Annotated in this window: 16 protein-coding genes; 5 read left to right on the top strand and 11 right to left on the bottom strand. The window is 35.8% G+C overall.

What is annotated here, in order from left to right; translation table 11 throughout:
* Positions 1-386, top strand: a 386-nt coding sequence (locus tag ACIQ1E_RS11040; RefSeq protein ID WP_396171364.1) for an OmpA family protein, incomplete at its 5' end; no start/stop codon positions are given.
* Between the two features lie 73 nt (positions 387-459).
* Here the strand turns inward: ACIQ1E_RS11040 and ACIQ1E_RS11035 are convergent.
* The 6 genes from ACIQ1E_RS11035 to ACIQ1E_RS11010 are packed head-to-tail and all read right to left on the bottom strand — an operon-like array spanning position 460 to position 6934.
* Positions 460-1383, bottom strand: coding sequence for a DMT family transporter (locus ACIQ1E_RS11035; RefSeq protein WP_396171363.1), 924 nt, complete (start codon positions 1381-1383; stop codon positions 460-462).
* A complete protein-coding gene (locus tag ACIQ1E_RS11030) occupies positions 1384-2241 on the bottom strand; it encodes an SDR family NAD(P)-dependent oxidoreductase (protein WP_396171362.1) in 858 nt (285 codons plus the stop codon).
* Positions 2242-2243: 2 nt separating this feature from the next.
* Entirely contained in the window at positions 2244-4637 is a 2394-nt protein-coding gene (locus ACIQ1E_RS11025; protein ID WP_396171361.1) for a M28 family peptidase, read from the bottom strand.
* A 20-nt stretch (positions 4638-4657) separates the two neighbouring features.
* A complete protein-coding gene (locus ACIQ1E_RS11020) occupies positions 4658-5008 on the bottom strand; it encodes a hypothetical protein (RefSeq protein ID WP_396171360.1) in 351 nt (116 codons plus the stop codon).
* 43 nt (positions 5009-5051) lie between these two features.
* Positions 5052-5597: a YfiT family bacillithiol transferase gene (locus ACIQ1E_RS11015; RefSeq protein WP_396171359.1), complete on the bottom strand. Its 546-nt coding sequence runs from the start codon at positions 5595-5597 to the stop codon at positions 5052-5054.
* Between the two features lie 32 nt (positions 5598-5629).
* Positions 5630-6934 (bottom strand): TIGR00341 family protein, encoded by a 1305-nt coding sequence (locus ACIQ1E_RS11010; protein ID WP_396171358.1) that lies wholly within the window; start codon positions 6932-6934, stop codon positions 5630-5632.
* A 234-nt stretch (positions 6935-7168) separates the two neighbouring features.
* Between ACIQ1E_RS11010 and ACIQ1E_RS11005 the strand changes: the two genes are divergently transcribed.
* Positions 7169-7501, top strand: coding sequence for a single-stranded DNA-binding protein (locus tag ACIQ1E_RS11005; RefSeq protein ID WP_396171357.1), 333 nt, complete (start codon positions 7169-7171; stop codon positions 7499-7501).
* 358 nt (positions 7502-7859) lie between these two features.
* Here ACIQ1E_RS11005 and ACIQ1E_RS11000 read toward each other — a convergent pair whose 3' ends face one another.
* Positions 7860-8381 (bottom strand): ferritin, encoded by a 522-nt coding sequence (locus ACIQ1E_RS11000; RefSeq protein ID WP_396171356.1) that lies wholly within the window; start codon positions 8379-8381, stop codon positions 7860-7862.
* 149 nt (positions 8382-8530) lie between these two features.
* A complete protein-coding gene (locus ACIQ1E_RS10995; RefSeq protein ID WP_396171355.1) occupies positions 8531-9169 on the bottom strand; it encodes a CatA-like O-acetyltransferase in 639 nt (212 codons plus the stop codon).
* 698 nt (positions 9170-9867) lie between these two features.
* On the opposite strand from ACIQ1E_RS10995, the gene ACIQ1E_RS10990 reads away from it, so the two are divergent.
* Together ACIQ1E_RS10990 and ACIQ1E_RS10985 are read left to right on the top strand one after the other, a co-directional pair.
* Positions 9868-10263, top strand: a complete 396-nt coding sequence (locus ACIQ1E_RS10990; RefSeq protein ID WP_396171354.1) for a hypothetical protein — start codon at positions 9868-9870, stop codon at positions 10261-10263.
* A 207-nt stretch (positions 10264-10470) separates the two neighbouring features.
* Entirely contained in the window at positions 10471-10833 is a 363-nt protein-coding gene (locus ACIQ1E_RS10985) for a hypothetical protein (protein WP_396171353.1), read from the top strand.
* Positions 10834-10864: 31 nt separating this feature from the next.
* Here the strand turns inward: ACIQ1E_RS10985 and ACIQ1E_RS10980 are convergent, their stop codons facing one another.
* From ACIQ1E_RS10980 to metG, 3 genes are all read right to left on the bottom strand, one after another.
* Positions 10865-11551, bottom strand: a complete 687-nt coding sequence (locus ACIQ1E_RS10980; RefSeq protein ID WP_396171352.1) for an HAD family hydrolase — start codon at positions 11549-11551, stop codon at positions 10865-10867.
* A 56-nt stretch (positions 11552-11607) separates the two neighbouring features.
* Complete coding sequence (locus ACIQ1E_RS10975) at positions 11608-12189, bottom strand: transposase (protein ID WP_396171351.1); 582 nt, start codon at positions 12187-12189, stop codon at positions 11608-11610.
* Between the two features lie 223 nt (positions 12190-12412).
* Positions 12413-14506: a methionine--tRNA ligase gene (metG, locus tag ACIQ1E_RS10970; RefSeq protein WP_396171350.1), complete on the bottom strand. Its 2094-nt coding sequence runs from the start codon at positions 14504-14506 to the stop codon at positions 12413-12415.
* A gap of 236 nt (positions 14507-14742) precedes the next feature.
* On the opposite strand from metG, the gene ACIQ1E_RS10965 reads away from it, so the two are divergent.
* A complete protein-coding gene (locus ACIQ1E_RS10965) occupies positions 14743-15030 on the top strand; it encodes a hypothetical protein (protein ID WP_396171349.1) in 288 nt (95 codons plus the stop codon).
* The last annotated feature ends 120 nt before the right edge of the window (positions 15031-15150 follow it).

Raw genomic sequence — 15150 nt, 5'->3', positions numbered from 1 at the left:
TGGGCGATGATTTAGGAAAATGTTTTGGCATCAAGATGATTTATTTCGATTTGGATAAATACAATATTAGAACCGAAGCGGCATTAGATTTAGAAAAAATACTAGATGTAATGAATCAAAATCCAACGATGAAACTCGATATCCGTTCCCATACCGATTGCCGTGCTACTGCCAAATACAATCAAAAGTTGTCTGACAACAGAGCCAAATCGACCATCGCTTGGTTAGTGAAAAACGGAGTAACTCAAGATAGACTAACAGGAAAAGGCTATGGAGAAAGTCAATTAGTCAACGATTGCGGTTGTGAGCCAACAAACCAATCTCCTTGTACAGAAGAGCAACACCAGATGAACAGACGTAGCGAATTTATTATTACGGCGCTATAATCAATTAAATAAAATCAAAAACAAACCCTCGAAAGTGGATTCTTTCGAGGGTTTTGTCGTTTTTATAGTATAATTAAGTCTTTGCTTTCCTCATCGAATAATTGACCATATACAAGCCACACAATGTGACCGCTCCGCCAATTGCAATGGCAACGGTAAGAGGTTCATCGAAAATTATAGAACCTAATAAAACAGCGACAATGGGGTTAATGTAGGCATATACACTACTGATATGAGCAGGAAGATTTTGAAGCGCATAAATAAAGGCAATAAAGGTTAATACCGAGCCAATTATGGTTAGGTACCCAATGGCCCACCACGAATTGGCGGGAATGTCAGCGATGTTTATTCCTGTTCCCGTAGCTCCAGTAAAAGCTAATAGAAGGAGACTCGAAATCAGCATTTGCAAACCCAAACTAAAATAAGGATTGAAGCTAGCCGCCTTTTTTCGGGTGTACAAAGTGCCAAAAGCCCAAGTGAAAGTAGAAAATAAAGAAAGGAAAATGCCAAACCTAAAGTCAGGCTTCAAGAAATCTGATAGGTGATCGTAGAAAATAACACAGACTCCAGCAAAACTCACGAAAAGCCCCAAAACAGATAATCGGGCTATTTTCTCTCCCCTAAAAACGGTGATTAAAACAATCCACAACGGAAAAATAGCACCTATGATAGAGCCCAAGCCGCTACTGATGTATTTCACGCCCCAAGTGCTCAAACCATTACTAAACACAAAATTTAGAATACTCAAAATGATGATGGTTTTCCACTGTTTTCCTTTTGGCCAAGGCGTTTTTTTGTACAAAAAGTAAGCAACATAAAGGGATCCACCAATTAATTGTCTTATTCCTGCTAGTTGCAAGGCAGGCATATGTTTTACACCCTCTTTTGAGGCGAGCCAAGTGGTTCCCCAAAAAAAACTGACCCAACAGAGCGCTAGAATTGGCAATCCAATGGAATTGACTTTTGATGAAAAAGCGTTTTTTATTCTAGTTCTCAATTATAATTTTGTTTTTTTAAAAGTATATCCCAAAACAGTTTCGATCTTTTCGCTCAAAATTGTTTTGCCAAAAGTATCATTTTCAGGATTAAATTCAGGTAAATTCAAGTTTAATTCTAGTGCTTTTTGTGTGTAATAGTCTTTTCTGCTTGGATGAAAAGGTGTCACGGCATTAAAGGTTTCGTTCCAGTCCAATTTGTCAGTCTGAGCTTGTCGAAGACTTTTTTCAATAATTTTTTCAATAATCCCTATACAATCATCTTGATGTATCAGATTAATTGGTGCATTTGGGTTTTCGATATTTTTTCTTCCCGCCAAGAATTTTATGGGATGTCGGTCTTCTCCAATGAGTCCGCCGAAACGCAAAATGGTAGTTTTGAAATTCGGATTAGTTTGCAAAAGTTGCTCCGCTTGCACTAATTGTTTGCCGCTTTCGGTATCGGGACAAGTCTTAGTTTCCTCCGTCACACTGAGCGTGTCATCTTGAGCGCAGTCGAAAGACGAAGTGTCTCCATAAACTGAAGTAGAACTAATAAAAATCACGTTTTCAACAGTGGATTTTTCTATAAACGGAATTAGGTTTTTAATTTTTTCAACAAAATTTTTTTTTGAATTCCCTCTTAATTTGGGTGGAACATCGATTAGTAAAACCTCAGAGCTTTCTAGAAAATCGTTAAGGTTTCCAGTTGGTTTTCCCTCTGAAAGTACAATCAAATGAGGGTGAATTCCAGATTTTTCTAAAATGGGGAGTTTCTCAATAGATGTTGTCGAGCCCTTTACCGAAAACCCCTTTTCTAGCAAGGCTTTCGCCAAAGGCAAACCCAACCAACCGCAACCTAGAATACTAATTTGTGTCATTCTTATTTTTTTACACTGTCTTTTGCAATTACTAAGCTGTCAGTTTTGACCGCATATCGAATTCTAGAGTTCAATGGTTTTGCCTCAGCAATTTTAGCACTTGGTTTTATTTTCTGTTTAATCACCACGGCATCATTCAATACATAAGGCGTTGGCATCATCCAATCGGCTCTTTTTGTCATCGAAAACTGGGGATTGTTCATCAAATCAAAGGAGCTTTCCATTAAATCCAAATCCAAAACACTGGAAGCGGCAACATTAAATTCTATTTCCAACGGAAGTTGGTCTACTACATAATAGCTTACCAATTTTTTGCCTTTTCGTTCGTACTTGGAACCTTTTTGCCCCAACAAAGTCAAACCATTGGCTTTGAAATTTTGAATCACCAGTTTTTCATTGGCAAAAACATCATAACGATTGACTTTTCGGGTTGGCGTAATTCGAATTTTCAAAAAGTGATTGCCGCCAATAACACTATCTTTTAGGAATTCGATAATTGGTCTAGAAAGTACTTTTATTGGAGCATCAGCAATATAAGTAAAACCAGAATTGTATTTGCTAGTCAAGGTATTTTCGTTCAAAGTTTTAGCATCTTTTGGGTTTTCGCCTAAATACGTTTTGGTCCATTCGTCTAAATTTGTATCGTAAGTAGACCAAGTTGCTTTGTTTTTATCTGCATCCAAAATATAGACCAAACTATTGGATTTGGCTTTGCCCAATTCATAACCCGAATAATAATGCGCTTTGGCAAAAAAGCCAATTGCCAATACAAACAAAATCACAGAGACCATTCCTTTTCGCGTAAACGAGCCGAAAATTGGCAGCAAAAGACCAAATGTCAAGGTGGTTAGGATGGCGCTTCCAAACAATACTTTCAATCCCAAACCTATCGGGAACATTTGGATAAAAGGAGCGATAATCAGCAAGGCGGGAATACTTAAAATGAGGTTTAAAATCCATTTTGACTTTTGAGTTAGCACAAAGGAAGTCAACATTAGCAAGCCGGCAAAAACGGGAAGGATTAAAAACCCTGCACCTTTGAGGAAGAATGCCAGCAATACATTAATGAGAATCCAAAAGAATAATGGCGCAACATAATGGTTCATCGTCACTTTTTTGAAGGAGAAAATTTGATAAAATGCAAAACAAATCGCCAAACTCAACAGCGTGAAAGCCGCAATGTAATCGTGGCCGTTATAGGTAAATCCATTGAGCAAATCGTTGTATTGCGGATAAACTAGCAACAGTGATTTCCACCCTAAAAAGGTGATTAATCCCGAAACTAGCACCGAACCCAAAAACGGAATAAATCCTCTCGCCATTTCTAAAAAAAACAAAAGGCGTTTACCAAGTCCAACAAAAATGATTACCAGCAAGAATGCAAAAGCAATAATAACCATTGGCAAAACCCAGCCGAAAGGATAACTGATGAAGCTAAATGGAATCGAAAAATAAACTTCATCCTCGGTGGTTTGTGTCGTGTTTAAATCAGCATTCGAAAAATAATCCAACAACGGCATCAAATATTTTCCTTGGTGTGCTAAGGTGTTTTTGTCCAAATGATTGAGGTCGTCTTGCGCTGTGTGGTAATTGTAATGCCCGTCGATAAAGGCAAAATTATAACCTTGAATATTGCCTTGTTCTCTGAAAACTGTCAAATCGGTGTCGTTGGGCAACATTTTGTAAACGCTGTACATCAAGGAATTCGAAACGGGATATTGGGCATTGGCAGCAGCAAATTCTTTTACTAAACCTGCATTCCCCCCATTGGTTTCCATCAACATATAACTGGGGCCAGAACTTCCTCGGGCTTCAAAATTCAATACCAAACCCACTTCTTTTGCCCAGTTGTGTTGGGTTACAAAAAGTGCTGCGCCATTCAATCCTAATTCTTCGGCATCCGAAAATAGAATAATGATGTCGTTTTTATGTTGTTTTTTTGAGTTAGTAAATGCCCGAACACTTTCGAGAATTGTCGCAACTCCAGAACCTGCATCGCTTGCGCCTTTTGAATAGGAATGCGGTGCGCTGTCATAATGCGATAGCAGGAGCAAGGCTTTGTTGCTGTCTGTGCCTTTTATTCGTGCTAAGATGTTTTTGCATTTGGTCAAAGTTCCTCCATCTGAAAAGGCAAAACCTTCTTGAATGGAAGTTTGTAAACCCATATTTTGAAGTTCTTTTACCAAATAATTGGCGACAATCTCGTGATTTTCGGAACCTACAAAATGCGGTTTTTGCGAAATGTTTTTCACTTGTTCCAAAGCTCTTTTTGTCGAAAACTCTGCAAGCGGAGCGTCGTCATCGGATGTCCATTGGGGCATCATCGTGAAGAATGTAAATCCAAGGAATCCAAGGATAAACAACACGGATAAAATGGAGGAATAACTTTTTTTCATAATAGTAGTAGATTTGGGCTCTAAATTTCTTTTTTGACAAGCATATAAAAATCGTTTTCTAATACACGATACCCTTGGTCGTACACAAAATAATAGGTGTTTCCGGTATTAGTAGTCAAAATATTGGTGAAAAATTCAAAATCGAATCCTTTGCTCAATAGTTTTGATTTGGTCGTTTTTCCTTTTCCATCGACATTCAAAGCCGAAAGAATTCGGTAGTTTTTGCGCAATTTGTTGTTCACATTGCGCATAAAATTGGTGCTGTCTTTGTTTATTTTGTTGTTGTAGGCATTGCGGCAGCCATCGCTGCAAAACTTTTTGTCTTCGCGACCCACAATTTTATCTCCACATTCCAGGCAGGTTTTGTCCATAGTTTTGGGTTATTTTTCAAGTTTGTGTATTTTTTTTCATTTTTCAAAATTGCCCTTTGTGCATCAAAGCTTGTTCGATATGTGCCAAATGATGATTGCAATGCCAAGCATAAACTCCAATGGTTTCTTCTATGCTAAGGATTTTGATGTTGGCAGGATGTATAAATTGGCGTTTTAATTCTTTGCCATTTAAGCTTTTCAATAGCAGAATCCAACGAGCGTGAACGCCTTCGATGATTTGCAGAGAAGGCGAAATGTCATTCGAATTGCCATCGGTAAGCTCTGCCCATAATTGTTCTTCATAGGGCTTTATAGTAGGGACATCTTCGGTCAAAGCCAATTTGAATCGGATCAAACTATTCATATGACTATCGGCACAATGATGAACCACTTGCTTGATATTCCAGCCTGCATGTCTATAAATCCAATTCAACTCTTCGGTAGAAAGATTGGAAGTTAGCGTTTTAATTTTGGACGGAAATTCCTCAATAGATGCAATCCAAGTTTTCAAATCACTTTCAGACACATCGTCTATTTTTGGACATTTTCCAATCGGAAATTTGAGTTTTTCGATATCGTATTGTTTCATTTTTTTTAAATTTTGAATCAAACCCCAATCAATCAATTTGTTTCTTGCTTGTATACTTCAATCTTTTCTTTAGACAGCCTTTTTTGCAGCCACATTTTTAATTTTTGTTTGGAAGGATCTGATAAAGCGGCTTTACTTTCATAAATCAAAACAGGATGAACGTTGGAGCTATCGGTGTTTTTATTAAAACTATGATTAGAAATCGATATGTTTTCGATCTCGGGAAAAATAATTTTTATTTCACCCAGCAACGCCTTGTTGTTGTATTTGTTGGATGCAATTTCATTTTTCAATTGAGTGATAGCGATGTCTTTGGCATATAAATTCGACTTGCCAGAATTGATTTGATCCAGAATGTATTTCTTAATATCGGTTGTGTCTTGTTGGATAGTGAGTACTGTATTTTCAATTTGATAATCTGCTAAACTTTTATTGAGGGACTTAATTTCTGTAGGGTTGAAATTATGTCTCAAAAAAGCGAGTTCAATGTTTTTTGGATTGGAGTTTGCATTGATTTTTTTATACACAACGGTAAACCCTTTTTTGACAAATTCTTTTTCGATGAATAAATCTATTTTTTGCTTGTTTTTTTTTTCGTCGAAAAGTTTGTAAGCAAAAAAGACGCTGGGTATCATCATCACTAAAGTCAAAGCTGTCATCCCATATTTGATTTGTTTTTGGCGTTTGGAGTCAACTTGTTTTACGGCAGGATATTTCAAATATTTTACAATTAGAAAGGTCGAAATGCAAATAAAAACGCAGTTTATAGTGTATAGAAACAAGGCTCCGAAGAAGAATTTCAGGTTGCCTATAGCCAATCCATAACCTGCAGTACACAAAGGCGGCATCAAAGCAGTTGCGATGGCGACTCCTGGAATTGGATTTCCCTTTTCGACTCTGGTGATGGCAATAACACCCACTAGTCCACCAAAAAAAGCGATCAATAAATCATAGATATTTGGTGAAGTTCGGGCCAATAATTCGGATTGGGTTTCCTTGAAGGGACTTAAATAGAAGTAGGTAGTTGACACGACCAAGCTGACAATAGTTGCAATAAAAAGATTTTTTAATGCTTTTTTCACCAATTCGGAATCATAGATTCCGAGTCCAAATCCGGCGCCAATAATGGGCCCCATCAGCGGAGAAATAAGCATGGCACCAATGATAACTGCCGTTGAATTTACGTTTAGTCCAATCGAAGCCACGACGATGGCACAAGCTAAAATCCATAAGTTGGAACCCCGAAAAGAGATGTTGGATTTTACATTTTCTAAGACTTTTTGTTTGTCTTCTTCGCCAGAATGCAAGTCGGTAAATTTTAATATTCTGTAAATCATCCTTTTTTATTGGTTTTTTATTGAAATTTCTTGCCGAGTCTGAAAATTTATTAATTCTTTTAAAATCAATCAAATATAGTAAATAATTTCCATTTACAAACGGTTACAAATAGTTACAACCGAAAGTAAGTAGTTATCAACCGAATAAATTTATAGAGCTGTCGCATCTTTGCCCTGTTGATTTGAACGAGTCATTCAACAAAATATATACTAACAATTTAAATTTTACACGCCATGAATGCAATGAAAAACAAAGTACAGTTAATCGGTCACGTAGGACAAGAGCCAGAAATCAAAAATTTTGATGGAGGAAAAAAATTAGCCAATCTAACCATCGCTACAAACGATAGTTACAAAAACGACAAAGGAGAAAAAGTAGAACAAACCGAATGGCACAAAGTGGTAGCCTGGGGTAAAACTGCTGAGATTATTGAAAAATTCGTAACCAAAGGAAAAGAAATTGCTATCGAAGGCAAGCTTACTCACAGAAGTTATGATGATAAAAACGGTGAAAAAAGATACATTACCGAAGTGCTAGTAAATGAATTGCTGCTTTTAGGTAAGTAATCAGCTGAAATAGAATCTAAAAAAAATGCCCTCTCAAATCGGAGGGCATTTGTATTTTGAATTAGGATGCTTTTTTCTTTAAGTCGAACATCGGACAGTTATCACAGCGTTTTTTTTCGCCTTTTTTGTATTTGTCACAGCATTTGGACTTCAGCCCTTCAACCTTCTTGATTTTGTTAAGATTGTCTTTTTTCTTTTTTTTTTCTTTTTCCTTCTCTTTCTTGCCCACCTTGTAAAGAATTAAATCCGTACAAAGATATGTTATTTTTATTTATTCTAAATAAAAAAACATAAAAAATGCTTCAATGAAATCACATTTCTTTCAAGCATTAGAGTTTATAAAATAGCTTGTTGTGGACTATTTTGCAGCATTTGCAGCCGCAGCATTTGCAACCGCAACTTGTTGAATATCTCTGTCAAACAAATACAATCCTCCTTTGTCATCGCCAATCAAATTGATTTTGTCCAAAATGTTTTTAGCTGATGCTTCCTCTTCGATTTGTTCAGCTACATACCATTGTAGGAAATTGTGCGTGGCATAATCTTTTTCCTCAAAAGTGATGTGAACTAATTCATTGATAGAATTCGAAACAAAAAGCTCGTGATGGTAAAGCGCTTCAAACATATTTTTGAAAGTTGCGTAGCTAGTGTTAGGAGCTGTTAAATCAGTTATCTGAGCGTGTCCGCCACGTTCGTTTACATATTTTATCAATTTAAGCATATGCAAGCGTTCTTCATCAGATTGTGCGTACATAAACTGAGCGATTCCTTCAAGGCCATTTACTTCAGACCAACAAGCCATAGATAAATAAATTTGAGAAGACTCTGCTTCAATGCGAATTTGTTTGTTTAATGCGATTTCGATATTTTTTGATAACATAATTAAGTAGTTTTTAGCAAATTTAATTAAAATAATTCAAAGCAACTGTTGCTTTAAGAAAAGTTTTTGCTTTGTAGAATGTGTGTAAAAAGTAGACCGATATTATTTTAAAAACGCAAATAATGGAACATAAACTGATAAAAAATCAATCAATTATTTTCCCCATTCATCAATTCCTGAAAACAATTTATAAATTGACCTACGTGAAAACCATCCATCAAACCATGATGTGCGTGGATGGACATCGACATGGTTCTTTTGCCATCATCCGTTATTTTCATTTTTCCAAAAGAAATTTTGGGACAACTATCAGGAAAAGTAAAACTTCTAGCGTGCGAAAGCGAAGTAAAATCGACCCAAGGAGCGGCCGAAAAATGAATTAAATTATCAAGAGGAAATTCTCTGGTGAAAAGCCCTGTTGTGGTTTGTATACTTTCAATTTCTGCAAATGCATTCGCGGCAAAAATATCAAAATCGGGAGAATATTCAATCAATGAAAATCCAAAAGTTTTGTCTTCACGCATTATCGTTGCAGACACATCAATAGTGTCATAAATGTAAATCGAGTCATCAATGATGCGATAACGAAAGGGCTCAATAGTGTTTACAGCCACGATTGTTTTGTGTAAATAATAGACAAAAAAAGAGGTTTGCAACGCTTTGGCGGTAGAATAGGCTTTAGTGCAATCTATTTCAACCGTTAACCCAAAAAAGGGTTCTTCGAATTGTTTGAAAAACAAAAAATGTTCTTTCCGATTCCAGTTTTCAAGATCTAAAAGAGTTTTCATTATTTTGAGGATAGTTTATTTTTTCAAAAGTACAGCAATTCCTGAATTGTAGTAGACTTGAAATTAATTTGTTTGGATGTTATTTAAATTTTGATTTCTACTATAAGGCCTTAGAAAAAAAGTTTTTTGAAATTCGTTTCAATAAACTCTTTTTATTCTTTAAATCTTGAACAAAAGCGTGTTGCATACACGACAGTTATTCTAAGTCAATTGATGACCAATAAGACAAATCAAGACTTGTAGTACACTACTCTTTGCAAGACATCAACCTTTTTTCGAAAGCGCAGAAAATCAGGAGTTTTGGTTGGTTTCACAGAGCCCTATTTTTGTGATTCAGTCCAAGTTCTCATTCTAATTCTTGCCACGTCTAATAGCAGTCAAAATACCATTTATTTGTCGAAAAAGAGCTTTATTTATTTTTTGTTTCGACTGAAGAATCTCTAAATTATTATTTTTTTTGCAAAATCAAAAATCAAGGATTCTTAGACTTTGATTACGGAGTGATTTGTGAAAAAAAGTAAGGTTATACCATTGCAAAACGACTTCGTATTCATTAAAAATTGTAGTTTTTATCTACAATTATTTCACATATTGTGCAGTTCATCGCTTTTAAACTACTTATTATGTTTTTGTATTTAAATATTTCTATTTTTGAAATAGTTAGATCAAAATGTTAATTTTAAGAAAAAGAATGTAAAATGAAAAAACCACTTATTGCAAATTGGATTTTATTATTATTAGTGATTATTTCAAGTTCAATTGATGCGCAAGTAAGAGAAACAGATAAAGTTTTTTTCTGTGGAAAAATGGCAAAAAAGTATAAAAGTCCTAAAGATTACTCTCTAACCATAGGTTACGTAGCCTTGAATGAAAGAGATATTTATTATGAGTTTTCAGGAGGCCCCAATGGTTTTAATGTTAATGAAAAAATACCTGTTAAAAGCGGCAGCGGAAAGTTTGCAATCCGATTATCACCAGAGTTAATACCCGAAGCGGGAACAGGATATAAAATAGTACTTTCTATAAGGGAAAAAGGGGGCGATGAAAAAACCACAAAATCCTTAATAAAAATTAATGATATTGAATTAGTATAGGAAGATTTTAGTGTTGCTAATAACGCTTCGTTTTCTAGCTCTACGCCAAATTGGTTCAATTCCGATGATTATGTTGATTTTAATATAGATTATCTTTTTAAAGACGAAAATCAGATTCAAGTATCAATTTGGAATGGCGAATCGTTTGTTGCTAGTTCAGAAATTGAAACAATTGCACCAGGAACAGGGATTAAAGACTTGAAAGTCATGTTGCCCAATAAAATTGAAGGGGCTAATTATAGATTTGTTTTAAATTTCGGAACCGCTAGTGATTTCAAAAATAGAAAAACTACATCAGAAGAAATTTTAGGTGTAAAATTTAGCAGACCAGAAGTTTACTCTGGGTCGGAACTTTCCAAAAAAAGTGTAGAGCTTTTTGTTTCAAGAGGTACCAATCTTTTAGAGTTACCAGGTGATCCGACCTATGATTTTATTAAAATTATTGATAGAAGTGGTAAGGTAGTATATGAAGTATTTAATACCGATAGAGTCAGTATTGCCACTTTAAAACCAGAAACTTATTATGTTGTAACTGGAAGCGGTTATTTTTTTAAATTCAAAAAAGTTTAAATTTCAGGTTTGTTTGATAGAATTTTCAGATTTATTCCAATCTTTTCAAAACATCTGTCATTTTTTCAAAAGTATAGAAATTTTCGTGTACCACTTCGTAATCAATTCTTTCGTGAGCCCAAGTGGTGTGAAACGGAATATGAACGGCGTGTCCGCCAATGGCCAAAACGGGTAAAACATCCGATTTCAGTGAGTTTCCAATCATAAAAAATTCCTCAGGCTGAATTTCTAAACGTTTAATCAAATCCGAATAATCTTTTTCCTGCTTGTCTGACATCACCTCGATATGGTGAAAGTATTTCCCCAAACCTGAATCGTGTAATTTTCGCCTTTGGTCTAATAAATCGCCTTTGGTAGCGACCACCAATTTGTACTTTCCTTGCAAAGCTTCTAAAGTTTCCTCGACTCCATCCAATAATTCTATGGGTTTTTCTAGTAAGTCTTTGCCGTATTCGATAATTTTTTCAATCACTTCAACAGGAATGGTATTATTCGAAATTTTCATCGCTGCCTCAATCATTGAAAGAATGTAAGCCTTGATACCGTAACCGTATATTTTTAAATTATCAATTTCGACCTTAAAAAGTTCCTGAGAAATTCCTTGATGCGACAAATAATCGCTCATCAAGCCACAGAATTTATGTTCCGTTTCCTGAAAATAAGGTTCATTTACAAATAGGGTGTCGTCAGCGTCGAAAGCAATTACTTTTAGGTTCATTTTTATCTATTTAATTATGTAGAGACGTTGCAATGCAACGTCTCTATTTGATGATATTAATTGTAAAATTTATCGTCTTTCCAATTCGCCACATTGTTTTCTATATAATTTTGAATTTTTTCAAAAGATTCAGAATCACGAATAATATGATCGTGAAAACGTTCTTGCCATTCAAAATCAGCGTGAATATAATGTCCGTTTTTGGTAACCACCGATTTATAGGAACGAATTATGGTGGAAATTGTACCCGGTTTTGGTGAAATTTTTGCCATTCGTTCGTTTTTTATATCTGTAGAGACGTTGCAGTGCAACGTCTCTACAACAACGTCAATAACGTCGTCAACAACATTGTTTTTATCAATTATCAATATTCCGTGAACGTGATTGGGCATAATCTGATAATTCCCTAATTCAACAAACGGAAAATGTTTGGGTATTTCAGACCAAAATTCATTTGCTAATTTTCGGATTTCGTTAAATTGCATTTCGTTTTCATCATTAACCGACACGATTTCTCCAAAATAATGTTCTCTGTTTCCAGTACAAATTGTTATGAAATAGGCGCCATTTTTTCCATAATCCCAATTTTTCAAACGACTAGAGGAGATGCGGTATTTATTTTGGAATTTGTTATTCATATTATTTTAGTTTTCCTTAGAGACGTTGCAATGCAACGTCTCTCACAATGCAACACCTTTTATAGGTTGTTTATAACGAATATAATAATTTTTCACACCTCTGCAAATTATAAAATGGTAATTCATAATGAAAATGGGCGTTACATTACGTTAATTGTTTGTTCGTTAAAACAGGTAGAGACGTTGCAATGCAACGTCTCTATGTAAATATTTATAAAACATTTTAATTTATCGTCTCCCCATTCCCAACTCCATCTGTATCTGGATTCACGAAAACCAATTTTCCTTCAGCGTTGTTAGCCATCAAAATCATTCCTTGACTTTCCACGCCACGAAGGTTTCTTGGAGCTAAATTAACCAAGACAGTCACGCGTTTTCCAATAATATCTTCCGGTTTAAAACTTTCGGCAATTCCCGAAACTATCGTGCGAACGTCAATTCCGGTATCGATTTTCAAAATCAACAATTTGTTGGCTTTCGGCATTTTCTCGGCTTCCAGAATCGTTCCCACACGGATATCCATTTTGGCAAAATCATCAAATTGAATTAATTCTTTTTGTGGCATTGCGAGGAAAGAATCAACCTCATTTGATTTTTTTGTAGCTTCCAATTTGTCTATTTGTTTTTGAATTTCTTCGTCTTCAATTTTTGAAAATAATAATTCGGCTTCGCCAATTTGGTGGCCTGCGGAAATCAAATCCGAATTTGCAGCAACGTCATTCCAGGTTGTTTTCGTCGTTTTTTCCGTAGAGACGTTGCACTGCAACGTCTCTACACGCAACGTCTTTGATAATTTCGCAGCGGTAAACGGTAAAAAAGGTTCGCATAAAACCTGCAACGCCGCCGCAATTTGCAAAGCCACATACATTTGAGTTTGCACGCGAGCCGGATCGGTTTTGACCATTTTCCAAGGCTCTTCGTCGGCAAGATATTTATTTCCCAATCGGGCAACATTCATTAATTCGCTTAATGCTTCACGGAATCTGTAGCGTTCAATCGAACTAGAAATCACGGCTGGATAGGCTTTCAATTCGGTCAAAGTTGCTTCATCCACTTCCGAAAGTTCGTTTGGAGTTGGAACAATTCCTTCGTAATATTTATTGGTCAACACCACCACACGATTAATGAAGTTTCCAAAAATTGCCACCAATTCGTTGTTGTTTCTCGACTGAAAATCTTTCCAGGTAAAATCATTATCCTTGGTTTCTGGTGCATTCGATGTCAAAGCGTAACGCAAAACATCTTGCTGATTCGGAAATTCTTCCAAATATTCGTGCAACCACACCGCCCAGTTTTTAGAAGTCGATAATTTATTTCCTTCCAAATTCAGGAATTCATTGGCTGGAACATTATCAGGCAAAATATAACTTCCTTCGGCTTTCAACATCGCCGGGAAAATGATGCAGTGAAAAACAATATTGTCTTTCCCAATGAAGTGAACCAGTTTCGTATCCTGATCTTTCCAATAAGGTTCCCAATCTTTTCCTTCTCTTGCAGCCCATTCTTTCGAAGAAGAAATGTAGCCGATTGGGGCATCAAACCAAACGTATAATTTCTTTCCTTCGGCACCTTCAACCGGAACGTCAATTCCCCAATCGAGGTCACGAGTTACCGCGCGAGGTTCTAATCCACCATCAATCCAAGATTTTACTTGGCCGTAAACATTGGGTTTCCAGTCATTTTTATGTCCAACGAGAATCCATTCTTTCAAGAAATCTTCGTAACGATCCAAAGGCAAAAACCAGTGTTTTGTCGATTTCAAAATAGGCGTTTCTCCCGTAATAGTCGATTTTGGATTAATCAAATCCGTAGCATTCAAAGTCGAACCACATTTTTCACATTGGTCGCCATAGGCTTCTTCGTTGCCACATTTTGGGCAAGTTCCCACCACAAAACGGTCTGCCAAGAATTGATCTGCTTTCGCATCGTACAATTGCTCGGTCACTTCCTCGATAAAATCGCCTTTGTCATATAGTGTTCTGAAAAATTCCGAAGCCGTATCGTGATGAACTTTCGCCGAAGTTCTGGAGTAATTATCAAAAGAAATTCCAAAATCCGAGAATGATTTCCGGATAATTCCATCGTATTTATCGATTACTTCCTGAGGTGTAACGCCTTCTTTTTTGGCTTTCATCGAAATCGCCACGCCATGTTCGTCGCTTCCGCACACAAACAAAACGTCTCTTCCTTGCAATCTTAAATATCTGGAATAAATATCCGAAGGCACGTAAACACCCGCCAAATGCCCAATATGAATGGGTCCGTTTGTATAAGGCAATGCCGCCGTAATGGTATATCTTTTTGGATTCTGTAACATAATTCAGTTTAATTTGCTGCAAAAATAAGGAATTATTTATTGTCATCCTGAGCGCAGTCGAAGGATTAGGAGCTATTTCCCGCTATACGTTGCAATCTTTTGTGCCGAACACCGGCACAAAAGGATTTCCACTACTATCGGGGCTAGGGAATCCTCTTTTTAGAAACATAAATTTTTTGCAGTTAAATTTTGTAAGAAAATATTATATTTGAATAACTTTAGAGAAACATCCTATTATGAAAAATTACATTTTAAGTATTGCAACACTTTTATTTTTAATTTCTTGCGGGAAAAATGAAAAACCGATTGAACCCGAAAAAATTCTGGATACAATAGTAATACATTCAAAAGAAATAAAAGAGACCGAAACACTTATATTTTCAGGTCTAGATAATAGGGAATATTCAGAAGAATTAGATTTGCGATTATTGTCAAAAGTAGCAACAAATTTAAAAATTAAATACGAGGATATAAATATTGATAAAACAAGTTCTATTAGTTATAATGATAAAATTTCTTTTTAGGTATAGGCGTTTAGGCCGCCCAAAAACGAAAATAGTATTACCTTTGTCAAATGAGTACAAGGGAGAAATTTATAGGTGTGAATTCAATAACATTTAACAAGCGATTTAAGGAAGATGCAG

This window comes from Flavobacterium sp. (genome assembly GCF_044348915.1).
Lineage (GTDB): Bacteria > Bacteroidota > Bacteroidia > Flavobacteriales > Flavobacteriaceae > Flavobacterium.
The sequence above is the reverse complement of the archived record's forward strand: the minus strand, read 5'-3'. Positions and strand labels throughout refer to the sequence as shown.

What these genes read in the sequence shown, in the direction of transcription:
- ACIQ1E_RS11030 (WP_396171362.1), bottom strand. Translation starts at nt 2,241, where the DNA reads ATGACACAAATTAGTATTCTAGGTTGCGGTTGGTTGGGTTTGCCTTTG.
- ACIQ1E_RS11025 (WP_396171361.1), bottom strand. Translation starts at nt 4,637, where the DNA reads ATGAAAAAAAGTTATTCCTCCATTTTATCCGTGTTGTTTATCCTTGGA.
- ACIQ1E_RS11020 (WP_396171360.1), bottom strand. Translation starts at nt 5,008, where the DNA reads ATGGACAAAACCTGCCTGGAATGTGGAGATAAAATTGTGGGTCGCGAA.
- ACIQ1E_RS11015 (WP_396171359.1), bottom strand. Translation starts at nt 5,597, where the DNA reads ATGAAACAATACGATATCGAAAAACTCAAATTTCCGATTGGAAAATGT.
- ACIQ1E_RS11010 (WP_396171358.1), bottom strand. Translation starts at nt 6,934, where the DNA reads ATGATTTACAGAATATTAAAATTTACCGACTTGCATTCTGGCGAAGAA.
- ACIQ1E_RS11005 (WP_396171357.1), top strand. Translation starts at nt 7,169, where the DNA reads ATGAATGCAATGAAAAACAAAGTACAGTTAATCGGTCACGTAGGACAA.
- ACIQ1E_RS11000 (WP_396171356.1), bottom strand. Translation starts at nt 8,381, where the DNA reads ATGTTATCAAAAAATATCGAAATCGCATTAAACAAACAAATTCGCATT.
- ACIQ1E_RS10995 (WP_396171355.1), bottom strand. Translation starts at nt 9,169, where the DNA reads ATGAAAACTCTTTTAGATCTTGAAAACTGGAATCGGAAAGAACATTTT.
- ACIQ1E_RS10990 (WP_396171354.1), top strand. Translation starts at nt 9,868, where the DNA reads ATGAAAAAACCACTTATTGCAAATTGGATTTTATTATTATTAGTGATT.
- ACIQ1E_RS10985 (WP_396171353.1), top strand. Translation starts at nt 10,471, where the DNA reads ATGTTGCCCAATAAAATTGAAGGGGCTAATTATAGATTTGTTTTAAAT.
- ACIQ1E_RS10980 (WP_396171352.1), bottom strand. Translation starts at nt 11,551, where the DNA reads ATGAACCTAAAAGTAATTGCTTTCGACGCTGACGACACCCTATTTGTA.
- ACIQ1E_RS10975 (WP_396171351.1), bottom strand. Translation starts at nt 12,189, where the DNA reads ATGAATAACAAATTCCAAAATAAATACCGCATCTCCTCTAGTCGTTTG.
- metG (WP_396171350.1), bottom strand. Translation starts at nt 14,506, where the DNA reads ATGTTACAGAATCCAAAAAGATATACCATTACGGCGGCATTGCCTTAT.
- ACIQ1E_RS10965 (WP_396171349.1), top strand. Translation starts at nt 14,743, where the DNA reads ATGAAAAATTACATTTTAAGTATTGCAACACTTTTATTTTTAATTTCT.